General features: G+C 72.0%; 9 protein-coding genes. 7 read left to right on the top strand and 2 right to left on the bottom strand.

Going from position 1 to position 12,479, the window contains the following annotated elements:
- The first annotated feature begins 25 nt into the window (after window positions 1-25).
- From ACLJQF_RS00045 to ACLJQF_RS00025, 5 genes are read left to right on the top strand one after another with little or no spacing between them, the layout of a single operon-like run.
- Window positions 26-1,681: an NAD(P)/FAD-dependent oxidoreductase gene (locus tag ACLJQF_RS00045; RefSeq protein WP_410606096.1), complete on the top strand. Its 1,656-nt coding sequence runs from the start codon at window positions 26-28 to the stop codon at window positions 1,679-1,681.
- Entirely contained in the window at window positions 1,678-2,202 is a 525-nt protein-coding gene (locus ACLJQF_RS00040; protein ID WP_410606095.1) for a flavin reductase family protein, read from the top strand. Before ACLJQF_RS00045 ends, ACLJQF_RS00040 begins: the two co-directional genes overlap by 4 nt.
- A gap of 11 nt (window positions 2,203-2,213) precedes the next feature.
- A complete protein-coding gene (locus tag ACLJQF_RS00035) occupies window positions 2,214-3,599 on the top strand; it encodes a cation:proton antiporter (RefSeq protein ID WP_410606094.1) in 1,386 nt (461 codons plus the stop codon).
- A gap of 50 nt (window positions 3,600-3,649) precedes the next feature.
- Window positions 3,650-5,647: an FAD/NAD(P)-binding protein gene (locus ACLJQF_RS00030; RefSeq protein WP_410606093.1), complete on the top strand. Its 1,998-nt coding sequence runs from the start codon at window positions 3,650-3,652 to the stop codon at window positions 5,645-5,647.
- Window positions 5,634-7,325, top strand: a complete 1,692-nt coding sequence (locus tag ACLJQF_RS00025; protein ID WP_410606092.1) for an AMP-binding protein — start codon at window positions 5,634-5,636, stop codon at window positions 7,323-7,325. Before ACLJQF_RS00030 ends, ACLJQF_RS00025 begins: the two co-directional genes overlap by 14 nt.
- On the opposite strand, the gene ACLJQF_RS00020 is transcribed toward ACLJQF_RS00025, so the two are convergent.
- Window positions 7,302-8,492, bottom strand: coding sequence for an MFS transporter (locus tag ACLJQF_RS00020; RefSeq protein WP_410606091.1), 1,191 nt, complete (start codon window positions 8,490-8,492; stop codon window positions 7,302-7,304). The genes ACLJQF_RS00025 and ACLJQF_RS00020 overlap by 24 nt on opposite strands.
- 264 nt (window positions 8,493-8,756) lie before the next feature.
- On the opposite strand from ACLJQF_RS00020, the gene ACLJQF_RS00015 reads away from it, so the two are divergent.
- Window positions 8,757-9,767, top strand: coding sequence for an alcohol dehydrogenase catalytic domain-containing protein (locus ACLJQF_RS00015; RefSeq protein ID WP_410606090.1), 1,011 nt, complete (start codon window positions 8,757-8,759; stop codon window positions 9,765-9,767).
- 281 nt (window positions 9,768-10,048) lie between these two features.
- Here the strand turns inward: ACLJQF_RS00015 and ACLJQF_RS00010 are convergent, their stop codons facing one another.
- Window positions 10,049-11,080 (bottom strand): hypothetical protein, encoded by a 1,032-nt coding sequence (locus tag ACLJQF_RS00010; protein ID WP_410606089.1) that lies wholly within the window; start codon window positions 11,078-11,080, stop codon window positions 10,049-10,051.
- A gap of 23 nt (window positions 11,081-11,103) precedes the next feature.
- Here ACLJQF_RS00010 and ACLJQF_RS00005 point away from each other — a divergent pair, with 23 nt between their 5' ends.
- Window positions 11,104-12,288: a hypothetical protein gene (locus ACLJQF_RS00005; RefSeq protein WP_410606088.1), complete on the top strand. Its 1,185-nt coding sequence runs from the start codon at window positions 11,104-11,106 to the stop codon at window positions 12,286-12,288.
- Window positions 12,289-12,479 lie beyond the last annotated feature (191 nt).

Genomic DNA, 12,479 nt, shown 5'->3' with positions numbered 1-12,479 from the left:
ACCCATGAAAGGAACGGTGAATCCGGTGCCGGGTATCAACTCCGCCGCGGCGGAGGAGTACGACGTGGTCATCCTGGGCAGCGGCATGGCCGGCGGGATGCTGGGCGCGGTGCTTGCCCGCAACGGGGTGAAGGTGCTGATCGTCGACGCCGGCACCCATCCGCGGTTCGCGGTCGGCGAGTCGACCATCCCCTACACCTCCGGGATGATGCGGTTGATCGCCGACCGCTACGACGTGCCCGAGCTGAAGGCGTTGTCGAACCACGAGGGGACCGTCCGGGTCGCACCCGGCTGCGGGCAGAAGCAGAACTTCGGCTTCGTCCACCACACCGAAGGCGAGCCGCAGGACCCCCGGCAGGTCAACCAGCTGGTGGTCCCGATCGCCTTCCGCACCGAGTCGCACCTGTTCCGCCAGGACGTCGACGCCTACCTGTTCCACCTCGCGGTCGGCTACGGCGCCGAAGCACGCCTGGCGACCCGGATCACCGACGTCGAGATCGACCCGGCCGAAGGCGCCGTCCTGCGCTCGGACCGCGGCGAGGAGTTCCGCGCCGCCTACGTCGTGGACGGCAGCGGATACCGGTCGCCGCTGGCCGAACGGTTCGAACTGCGGGAAACCCCGACGCGGGCGCGGACGCACTCGCGCTGCCTCTTCACGCACATGGTCGGCGTGCGCCCGTTCGACGAGTCACCCACCGGCCGGCGGCACGAGCAGCCGAACCCGTGGCACCACGGGACACTGCACCACGTCTTCGACGGCGGGTGGCTCTGGGTGATCCCGTTCGACAACCACCCGGGCGCGGTCAACCCGTTGTGCAGCGTGGGCCTGACCCTGGACCCGCGGAAGTACCCGAAGGGCGACCTGCCGCCCGAGCGCGAGTTCGCCGATTTCCTGCGCCGCTTCCCGGAAATCGCCTGGCAGTTCGAGGGCGCGAAGGCGGTGCGGCCCTGGGTCTCCACCGGGCGCCTGCAGTACTCGGCGAAGCAGGTGGTCGGCGACCGGTACTGCCTCACCTCGCACGCCGCCGGGTTCATCGACGCGCTCTACTCCCGCGGGCTGGCGAACACCCTCTCGGTGGTCAACGCCCTCGGGTGGCGGCTGATCGCGGCCGCGCGGGACGGCGACTGGTCCACCGAGCGGTTCGCCTACGTGGAGGACCTGCAGCAGGGCCTGTTCGACTTCCACGACGACCTCGTCTACAGCTCGTTCGTCGGCTTCGGCGACTACGAGCTGTGGAACGCCGTCAACCGGACCTGGATGCTCGGCACGATGAGCGGCAACATGATGCTCGAAGACGCGCACCACCGGTTCCGGCAGTCCGGCGACGACAGCGTCTTCGTCGAGGCCGAGGGGTACGGCCACCCGGGATCACCGTTGCCGATCAGCGAAGGCTTCGTCCGGCTGGGCACCCGCACCCGTGAGCTCTGCGAGGCGGTCGAGAGCGGCACGCTGGCGCCGTCGGCCGCGGCCGCGGAAATCCTCGGCGCCGTCCGGAAAGCGGACTTCTTCCCGTACGCCGACCAGTTCGGCCTCCCGGAGAACGGCTGCTACCACATGACCCCGGACCGGATCGACGGCGCGAAGCTGTGGGCGCGCACGAGCGCTCCGGCGGACATCGGGCCGCGCATGCTGAACGCGCTGGAGAACATGGCCGTCGCCAAGGCGGAGGAAAGCTCGTGAGCGAGCCGGCCGGCGTCGACGTCCGGCGCCTGATGGCCGGGTTCCCCACCGGGGTCTCGGTCGTCACGGCGCTGGCCTCCGACGGCACCCCGCGGGGGATGACGTGCACGTCGCTGTGCAGCGTCGCCCTCGACCCGCCCACCCTGCTCGTCTGCCTGCGCCGCGGCAGCCCCACTTTGGACGCCGTCGTGGACACCGCGGTCCTGTCGGTGAACCTGCTGCACCGCAGCGCCCGGCCGGCGGCCGAACTGTTCGGCTCGGGGGTCCCGGACCGGTTCGACCGGATCCCGTGGACCGCCGCGCCGGGCGGCGGCCCGCACCTGTCCGACGCGGCGCACACCATCGCCGACTGCGTGGTGGACGCCTGGCACCCGGTCGGCGACCACGTCGTCGTCATGGCGGAGGTCGCCCGGATCACCAGCCTGCGCACCCCGGCCCCGCTGTTGTACGGCATGCGGCGGTACGGGACCTGGGCCGAGGACGACGACGCCGCTTTCCTCTCCTACGACTTCATCTCGTGAAAGCCGGAACCATGAAACCACCCCGCGAATCCGCCGGGCACGCACGCACCGCCGTGGCCGTCGTCGTGGTCCTGGCGGCCGTGTCGGCGGGCATGCTCCACGCCGTTCCGACGTTCGGGCAGCTGGCGAACCTCGGCCACGGCGGCTGGCCGCTCGTCCTCCGGTTCTTCCTCGCGGTGGCGTTGATCATCGCGGTGGGGCGCCTGGGCGGCTGGGTCGCGATCCGGTGCCGCCAGCCGCGGGTCATCGGTGAGATGGCGGCGGGCATCGCGCTGGGCCCGACCCTGCTGGGCCAGTTCGCCCCGGACACCCAGCACTTCCTGTTCCCCGCCGTCCTGGTGCCCCACCTCGGCCTGGTCGCGCAGCTGGCGATCATCTACTTCGTCTTCCTCCTCGGCGCCGACCTCCCGCTGGACCTGCTGCGCGGATCGGGACGCCGGGTGGCCGCGCTGGGGACGGCCATGGTGGCCGTCCCGCTCGCCTGCGGGCTCCTGCTCGCGGCCGGGCTGGCCGCCGCGTACCGGCCGGCGGGCGTCGGGCTGCTCCCCTTCCTCCTCTTCGTCGGCACCTCGATGAGCATCACCGCGTTCCCCGTGCTGGTCCGGATCCTCGCCGGGCACGACCTGATCCGGACCCGGATCGGCACGCTCGGCCTGGCCACCGCCGGGGTGGGCGACGCCATCTCGTGGTGCCTGCTGATCGTGGTCGTCGCGCTGGCCCACGGCGGTTCGGCGGCCGCGGTCCTCCCGACCGCGGGGTGGCTCGTCCTGTTCGTCGCGGTGACGCTCACCGTCGTGCGCCCGGCGCTGCGCCGCCTCCTGGCGGCCGCGGAGGACAACGCCGGCTGGCGGCGCGTCTCGACCGTGGCGCTGGTGCTCTGCGCGCTCTCCGGAGCGGCCGTCACCGACTGGATCGGCGTGCACGCGATCTTCGGGGCCTTGCTGGCCGGCGTGATCCTGCCGCGCGAAAACCGCGTGGTGCGCGATCTCGGCCGCACGGTCGGGCGCGGGGTCACCGTCGTCCTCCCGCTGTTCTTCGCGGTGATCGGGTTCAGCATGCACGTCGGGTTCCTGCGCGATCTGCGGGACCTGCTGGTGTGCGGGCTGATGATCCTGGTGGCCATCGCGAGCAAGCTGGGCACGACGACGCTCGTCGGCCGGCTGACCGGGCTGAGCTGGCGGGAGTCGGCCGGGCTGGGCGTCATGGTCAACTGCCGGGGCCTGACCGAGCTGGTGGTGGTCTCCGCGGGGCTGTCGCTCGGCATCATCGGCCCGGATCTGTTCGTGATGTTCGTGGCGATGACGCTGGTGACGACGGCCATGACCGGCCCGCTGCTCGGCCGGCTCAAGCTCGGAGGCGACCGGGCACCCACCCGGGCGGTCGCCGACTTCGTCTGAGCGCTCGGACACCACTGACGCGTTTTCCGGAAATCCCAGGAGAGTCTGCTGTGTCGAAGATCCACTCTGAACTCGTCGTCGCGATCGCCGGCCTGGGGCCGCGCGGGCTGTCGGTGCTCGAACGCCTGCTGGTGCGGCTCGCGGCCCGGCCGGGACCGGCCGTGTCGATCTGGGTCTTCGACCCCGGCGAACCCGGCGCGGGCCGGATCTGGCGCCCGGACCAGCCGGAATGGTTCCTGATGAACACGGCCGCCGGCGAGGTGAGCATGTACTCCGGTGACGCCGACGACGGACCGCCGAGAGCGGGCGCGGGGCCTTCGCTGCACGAGTGGCTCGCGGCGGGCGGCGCCGGTCCACAGTGGACCGATCTCGGGGAGAGCGGGTACGCGCCGAGAGCCTGCTACGGCCGGTACCTGCGCGAGGTGTTCGACAACCTCGTCGCGCACAAGCCGGACCACGTGACCGTCCACGCCGTGCGGTCCCGGGTCGAGCACGTCCAGCAGCTCGACGGCCGGCTGCGCCTGGTCACCCGGTCGGGCCGCGTCGTCTTCGCCGACAAGCTGGTGCTCACCACCGGGCACCCGGTCACCACCCCCGGTGCGTGGGAGCGGGAGTTTCTCGACCACGCCGCCGGCCGGCCGGACGTGCGGTACGTCCGCGGCGATTCGGCCGCCGACCTGGACCTCGCGCCGGTGCGGGCCGGCGAAGCGGTCGGCATCCTCGGACTGGGACTGACGTTCCTCGACGTCGTCATGGAACTGACCGTCGGCCGGGGCGGCGGGTTCGAGACCGGGCCGTCCGGCGAGCTGCGCTACCGGCCGGGTGGCCGGGAACCGCGCATCTTCGCGGGATCCCGCAGCGGCCTGCCGATGCTCGCCCGCGGGGTGAACCAGAAAGCCCCGAAGTACCGGTACGAACCCAAGTTCCTCACCCACGGCGCACTCGCGGAGGCCCGGCGCCGGGCCCGGCGCGAGACCGGATCCGCCCAGCTCGACTTCCGCCGTGACGTGCTCCCGCTGCTGCAGCTGGAGGTCGAGCACGTGTACTACACCACCCTCGTCCGCGACCGGGCCGGCGAGGAGGCCGCCGGCCAGGTCGCCCGCATCCACCTGGCCTGCGCCCGGCGGAAGCGGTCCGAAGTCTTCGAAAAGGCGCTGGTCGAGTTCGGGATCGCGGACACCGCCCCGATCGACCTGGAGCGGACGGCCCGGCCGTTCTCCGGCCGGCACTGGGCGGATCCGGCCGAGTTCCGGCGGCACGTCCTCGACCTGCTCCGGGACGACCTGGCCGAAGCCCTGCAGGGGAACGTGCACGGGCCGGTCAAGGCCGCCCTGGACATCCTCCGTGACCTGCGGGGCGCCGTTCGCGCGGCGGTGGATCACGGCGGCCTGCGGCCGCGGTCGCACCGCGACGATTTCCTCGGCTGGTTCACCCCGATCAACACGATGGTCTCGGCCGGTCCGCCGGCGGGCCGGACCGCGCAGGTACGGGCACTCGTCGAGGCCGGCGTGCTGCACCTGGTCGGGCCGTCGCTGGGGGTGCGCCCCGACCCGGGCGGCTTCCTGCTGGACTCTCCCCAGGTCGACGGCGCCGCCCAGGCGGTCACCACGCTGATCGATGCCCGCATCCCCCGGCCTTCGGTGCGGCAGGACGCTTCGCCGCTGACGCGGCAGCTCCTCGCCGACGGCCTGATCTCCGAGTACGTCAACGCCACGCCGGGCGCCGGCGAGGCGTTCGCCACCGGAGCGGTGTCCACCACCCGGGCGCCGTTCCACGCGGTCGGTGCCGACGGGCGGGCGAACCCGGACCTGTACGTGCTCGGCATCCCCACCGAGAACCTGCGGTGGTTCACGCAGATCGGCAACGGACGGCCGGGCCCGCTGAGCGCGTTCCACGCCGACGCGGACGCCGTCGCGGGAGACGTCCTGGCCGGGGCGATCGCCGCGGCCAGGACGTCTCCCGCGGAGAACCGGTTCGCCCTCGACGGGGCGTTCCGCATCGACCGGCGGCCGGTCTGCCCGGCGGGAGGCGACCATGGGCGCCGCTGAGACCGGGCGGTTCCGCGCCGCGCGGGACCTCCTGCTGGAGCTGCGCGAGGACCACGACGCTGCCTGTGCCCGGTTCCGGTGGCCGCGGTTCGAGAAGTTCAACTGGGCGCTGGACTGGTTCGACCCCGTCGCCCGGGACAGCTCCCGGGAGGCCGTGCGCATCGTGGACGGCGACGCGGTGGCGTCGTCGACCTACGCGGAGCTGTCCGCGCGGTCCGGCCGGGTGGCCAACTGGCTGCGCGGGCGCGGGGTGGCGCGCGGCGACCGCGTACTGGTCATGCTCGACAACCAGCTCGCGACCTGGGAAGTCCTGCTGGCCGCGATGAAACTCGGCGCGGTCGTCGTCCCGGCCTACACGACCATCTCCGCCGCCGATCTGGCCGATCGCCTGGCCAGGGGCGGGGTCGCGCACGTCGTCACCGCCGACGTGCTCACCGGCCGCTTCGCGGGGATCGCGGAGCGCCTGACCCGGATCTGCGTCGGCGGGCCCGTCCCCGGCTGGGCTCCCTACACCGACGCCGACGCCGAGCCGTCCGCCTTTGCGCCGGACGGCGCCACGTACGCGGACGACCCGCTCTTCCTGTACTTCACCTCGGGCACCACGTCCCGGCCGAAACTGGCCCTGCACACGCACACCAGCTACCCGGTCGGGCATCTGTCCAGCATGTACTGGAACGGCCTGCGACCGGGCGACCGGCACCTGAACATCTCCGCACCGGGCTGGGCCAAGCACGCCTGGAGCAGTTTCTTCGCGCCGTTCGACGCAGAGGCGACCCTGCTCACGGTCAAGGGCGGCGTCGGGGCGGCGCCGGAGGTCCTCGAAGCACTGACCACCCAGCGGGCCACCACGTTCTGCGCGCCCCCGACCGTGTGGCGGATGCTGCTGCAGGAGGATCTCGGCCGCCGCCCGGCCGCGCTGCGCGAAGCCGGCAGCGTCGGCGAGCCGCTCAACCCTGAGGTCATCGACCGCGTCCGGCGGGCTTGGGGGCTCACCGTCCGGGACGGCTACGGCCAGAGCGAAACGACCGCGCAGATCGGCACCAGCCCGGGCCTGCCCGTCCGGCCGGGTTCGATGGGCAAACCGCTGCCCGGCTACCGGATCGTGCTGCTCGACCCGGTCACCGGCGAGCCCGGTGACGAGGGCGAGATCTGCGTCGACCTCGCCGACCGGCCGGTCGGGGTGATGCCCGGGTACCTCGGCGACCCGGAGAAGAACGCGCGGACGTTCTCGGGCGGCGTCTACCACACGGGAGACATCGCCCGGCGGGACGCCGACGGCTACCTCACCTACGTGGGCCGGTCCGACGACGTGTTCAAGTCCTACGACTACCGCATCTCGCCGTTCGAGCTGGAGAGCGTGCTCCTGCGGCACGAGGCCGTCGCCGAGGCGGCGGTGGTTCCCGCACCCGACCCGATCGGCCTGGTGGTCCCGAAGGCGTTCGTCACGCCGGCCGAGGGCTGTCCGCCGTCGGCGGAGACGGCGCGCTCGATCCTGCGGTTTGCGGCCGAGAACCTGGCACCGCACCAACGGATCCGCCGGCTCGAATTCGGCGCGCTGCCGAAAACGACGTCCGGCAAGATCCGCCGGGCCGAGCTCCGGGCCGCCGGGCGCGCGGCGCACGAACACCTCCTCGACGAATCGGCCGGATTGCGCTCACCGTCGAGCCGTCAGCACTGACGCGACCGCGGCGACCAGCGCGAAGAATGCCGCGAAAATCGTCCCCGCCACAATGAGGCCGAATGCCTCCGAAAGAGCGCCGACTCCGATCACGGGAATCGAAATACCGGCGAAGAACGCCACGAAGTAGCCGGACGTGACCGCACCGCGCCGTTCCGGGGGACTGGCTTCGGCCACCGAACCGAGACCGGCCCGGAAGGTCAGGCCCTGCCCGGTTCCCGCGACGACCCCGCCCAGGACGAGCACCGCCAGCGATGCGGACGGCAAGCTCGCCCCGACGAGGATCAAGCCGGCGACCAGGAAGGCGCAGCCGGTCGTCAGCGCGCGCCGCGTTCCGAGCACCGAAGATCCGGCTTGACCGAGGATCGAGGCGGCGAACACCGACAGCACCACCACCCCCGTGACCGCGTGATCGGTGGTGTGCAGGACAGTGCCGAGGAACGCGGGCGAGACCGCGGTGAACAGCCCCAGCACCGCGAACCCGGCGAACCCGGCCACCACCGCACGGGCGAACACGCCGCGGACTTCGCCCGGCACGGCGATCGGCTGCGGGCGAAGCCGTGGTTTCCCCGCGCGCCGCACGGGTTCCGCCACCGCTTCGACGCAGACGGCCGCCAGGACGACCAGCACCAGGTCGACCAGGAAGCACAGCGACAGCGGTCGCGGCGCGTACTGCGCGAGTACCCCGGCCAGCACGGGCCCGGCGCCGAGACCGCCCGCGTTCACCGCGGCCGCGACCAGGCTCGCCCGGCGCTTGCCCGCCACCGAGGCGAAGTCCATGATCGCCGCGGTCGCCGTCCCGGTGAAGATGCCCGTCGACAGCCCGGACAGCACCCGGCCGGCGAACAGCCAGCCGGACGAGCCGGCGAGGAGGAAGGTCAGCGCGGAAAGCCCGGACAGGGCCACCCCGGCCCGCAGCACCGGCCGCCTGCCGATGTGGTCCGACCAGCCCCCGGCCAGTACCAGGGCGGCGATGACCCCGGCGGCGTACACGGCGAACACCAGCGTCGTGACTCCTTCGCCGAACGCGAATTCCCGCTGGTAGAGCGGATACAGTGGCGTGGGCAGCGTGGCACCGAGCATCACCACCGCGAAAGCGGCCCCGACGAGCGCAATGGCGGGCCGGCCCGCCACACGTTTCCCGCGGGCCACCGGAAGAGAAACCATTTCCACCTCAAGACGATTTCCGCAAGAAATTCTCGTCGCCGCCGTGCGGCCGAGTTCTGCACCCCGGAAATCAGTGTACAACGCGATACATTCGATTCGAAGTCCGTTCAACCGATATTTCGGCCGCGGTGATCTGCGAGCACCCCGCTCGCGAGCGGGGTGCTCGCACCGCGGCCGTCCGCTATGCTGCAAGAGCGTTCACCTTGGGGGGAACGGAATCCGATCGTCGGCCGCCGCGATCGGGCTGTCCGGTGAGGAGCACCGATGCGCGCTGCCGTTGTCACGGAATTGTCCGCTCCGCTCGAACTGCGGGAGGTCCCGGTCCCGGAACCGGGCGCCCAGCAGATTTTGGTCCGCATGGAGGCTTGCGGAATCTGTCACACGGACATCCACATCGCGTCCGGTGACTGGCCGGTGGAACCGGCGCTGCCGCTGATCCCCGGCCACGAAGGCGTCGGCATCGTCGAACGGGTGGGGCCCGGGGTGGCCGTGAGCCGGATCGGGCAGCGGGTGGCGTTGCCGTGGCTGGGCTCGGCGTGCGGTCAGTGCGGATTCTGCGTCTCCGGCTGGGAAACACTGTGCGAGTCGCAGCGGAACACGGGTTTTTCGATCGACGGCGGATACGCGGAGTACGCGATCGCCGACGCGCGTTACGCCGTTGCCGTGCCCGAAGGTGTTTCGCCCCTCGACGCGGCCCCGCTGACGTGTGCCGGAGTGACGAGCTACAAGGCGGTCCGGGCCGGCCGGGTCGGCCCCGCGGACCGCGTCGCCGTGTTCGGGGTGGGCGGCCTGGGCCACCTGGCGATCCAGTACGCCCGCCACGCCGGTGGCTTCGTCACCGCCGTCGACGTCGAAGCGGAGAAGCTGGAGCTGGCCGGCGAACTGGGGGCGGAGCAGGTGATCGACGCGACCACCGCGGATCCGGCGGCGGTGATCCGGGCGCAGGGTGGCGCGGACGTGGCCATCGCGCTGTCGGCGGCGCCGAGCGCGTACGAACAGGCGCTCCGCTCCCTGCGGCGCGGCGGACGGCTGGTCTGCGTCGGCCTCCCGGCGGGCGGAGTGCTCCCGGTGCCGATCTTCGACGCGGTGACCCGTGGCATTTCGGTGATCGGCTCGATCGTCGGCACGCGCAAGGACCTGGCAGAAGTGTTCGCCCTGCACGCGGCCGGCCGGACCACGGTGACGGCCGAGCCCCGGAAGCTGGAAGAGATCAACCAGGCGTTCACCGACGTCCGGGCCAACCGCGTCCGCGCCCGCTTGGTGATCGAGTACTAGTACTCCAGGACCAGTTCTTCGGTCGGCGTGGCCGTGGTGGCTGGTCTGCCGGGACAGGAACGGCCAACTCACCGCTCGCAGCGGCCAACTCACGCACCGGAACGGCCAACTCGCCTGACACGCGGGTGAGTTGGCCGCTGCGGTTGGTGAGTTGGCCGCTGCGGTTGGAGAGTTGGCCGCTGGCGCTGATGCGCCGTACCGCTCACGACAGCCGCGGCAGGCCGGCCAGCCGGGTTTTGGCAGGTCGCGCGCACAAGTGGCCCTGTAGTGCTAGCGGCTGCTCACATGTTCATGATCGGCAGCTGCGCGTCGGGCCGGGTCAGTCGGTCGAGCAGCTGCTCGGGCCGGTCGGCCACCGCGCGCAGGGTGTCGGCCGCTTCGGCCTGCCGCCCCTGGCCGGCCAGCACGACCGCCAGGGTGATCCCCAGGCCGTTGGCCGTGTGCGGGCAGCGTCGTCCCGCCAGTTCCAAGGCGGCGAGACAGTCCTGCAGTCCCTCGTCGTGCCGCCCGGCCCGGCTCAGTGCCATGGCGCGGTTCGCCAGCAGCATCACCCGCACGATCGGCGTGTCCTCGGTTTCGAGCTGGAGAGCCGTGAGCTCGGCGGCCCGGGCGAACTCCCGGGCGCGGAAGGCGGCCGCCCAGCCGGTCCGGTCGCTCAGCTGGATCAGGTCGATGACGCGCCCCTCCTCCGGCCACATCCGCCGGTAGCCGAGGCGGAAGCTCTGCCAGCCGTCCGGCATCAAGGCCGGCAGCAGCGGGCGGATGTCCGTCGCGCACTGCTCCGCGCTCGGCGGGCCGTGCAGGAACACCGGCCGCGGGTCGTGCACCAGGGCCGAGCCGTCGCGGTCGAACAGCCAGTTCCCGCGATGGGCGTCCCCGTGCAGGATGTTGCGGGCGTGCACCCTGGCGAGCGCGACGCCGATCGCAAAGCCGTCCGCGTCCGTCGCCTGGGAACTGCCGAGCCACAGGTGCCGGAACTCGCGGTAGTCCGTCACCACCGGCTGGGCCTCGCAGGGCACCGGCACGCGCTCGGCGTACGAGCAGAGGAAGCGGATGCTCTCGCGCCGGCCCACCACGAGCGGGTAGCGCGGGCCGCCCACCCCGGTCAGGCTCGACAGCGGCACCACCGCGCACTCGCCGACCGACTCCGCGACGTCCCTCGGCCACTGGTCGAGCGAGCTCGGCTGCCGGATCTCGTCACGCAGGACGACAATTTCGCCGCGCTCCACCAGTTCGCGTACCGGCAGCAGATCGGTGCCGGTGAACTCGGTCGCCTCGACGCACGTGGCACCGAGCTCGAGGAGGAACGTCACCGCCCCAGCATAGAATGGAGGGCGTGGCCGAAACCGGGGAAAACGTGGCGCTGGTGACCCAGACCCTGGTCGCCAACGCCGGCACCGTCCTGAGCCGTCCGGAAACCCTGTCCCTGCCACTGTTCCTCGACCTCTGCGCGCTCTGCGAAGCGGTGGTGCTCCTCGACCGCCTGGAAGCACTGGACGCGGCGGACGAATGCGACACCGTCCTGGGCAAGCGGCTCGGCGGGGAAGGGCTCTACCGCACGTTCCGGCCGGCCCTGTCCCCCGACGAACTCCGGCGCGTCATGCTGCGGCTGCCGGACGAACTGGCGAAACGCATCACCCTCGACGCCGTCGACCCCGGGGCCGCCGTCGACGCGACCGGCGCGGTCACCGGCCTCGACTACACGACCGGGCTGAACAACCTCCTCGCCCAAGTCGACGCGCTCGGCGGGTACGCCAGCAGCAGAGACGCTCCGATCAAGGACCGGATGTACCGCGGGAACGGCTACCTCCTCGTGGCCGCCGCGCACGGCCTGGACTACTTCCCCGACTTCGACCGGGTCCCGTTCGTCGCGGGCACGCTGCAGAAGACGTACCGCTCCCTGCCCCGCCGGCTCTACGACCAGGTCAGCGAATCCCTCGACGAGCCGCTCAACGGCGGCGATCTCGTCGCCGAGTGGGCGGCGATGTCGACCATCCCGATCCCGCCGATCAGCGCGCTGGTGCTTTCGCGCGCCTCCTCACTCGACGACGTCCCGGAGCAGCTGTTGCGGGTGCGCGACGAATTCCGCCGCTACCGCCGCTACTTCGGCGACTTCAAGGCGGCGCTGAGAAACGCCGACACCGTCCGGGAGCGCCGGAAGCTGCTGGCCAGGTACCAGGTTCTGCTGGCCGAGGCCAGTGGTCCCGACCGCGAAACCGTGTCCCTGACCGAGATGCTGAACCTCACCGAGAAGGCCGTGAAAGCCGCCGCCGGCCCCGGCCTCCCGACGAGCTACGGTGCCCTGCTGGTGACCCAGCCGGTGGACTGGATCCGCCGGTGGTGGCAGCGGCGGCCGCTGGCCATCCTGTTCCGGCTCGACAGCAAGCTTCCGCGGCTTTCGGAGTACCGGCAGCTGGTCGGCAAGCTGTGGGGCGAGGAAGCCGGGCACCTCCTGCTCGGCGAGGTCCCCGGCCACGGTGCCCGGCTGCGCGCCCTCATGTCCGACGCCGAGCCTGCCTGACCACGCCGGGTAGTCCGGCAGCGCACCAGAACGTCTTGAATGACTCATTCAGGACCTCCGACGTCCTGGCTCGTAAATCGAGGTGACTGTGGGCGCGCGGTAGCGCCCCCGGCGTAGCGCAGCGGAGCCGGGGCCCGGGGTGAAGGGGTTAGGCGGCGTGGGGTTGGAGGGTGACGTGCTGGCCGGTGAGG

It is taken from the genome of Amycolatopsis sp. lyj-109 (assembly GCF_046548995.1).
Taxonomy (GTDB): Bacteria; Actinomycetota; Actinomycetes; order Mycobacteriales; family Pseudonocardiaceae; genus Amycolatopsis.
The sequence above is the reverse complement of the archived record's forward strand: the minus strand, read 5'-3'. Positions and strand labels throughout refer to the sequence as shown.

Excerpts from the sequence above, each read along its gene's own strand:
- ACLJQF_RS00015 (WP_410606090.1), top strand. The coding sequence starts at position 8,757 with ATGCGCGCTGCCGTTGTCACGGAATTGTCCGCTCCGCTCGAACTGCGG.
- ACLJQF_RS00020 (WP_410606091.1), bottom strand. The coding sequence starts at position 8,492 with ATGGTTTCTCTTCCGGTGGCCCGCGGGAAACGTGTGGCGGGCCGGCCC.
- ACLJQF_RS00025 (WP_410606092.1), top strand. The coding sequence starts at position 5,634 with ATGGGCGCCGCTGAGACCGGGCGGTTCCGCGCCGCGCGGGACCTCCTG.
- ACLJQF_RS00035 (WP_410606094.1), top strand. The coding sequence starts at position 2,214 with ATGAAACCACCCCGCGAATCCGCCGGGCACGCACGCACCGCCGTGGCC.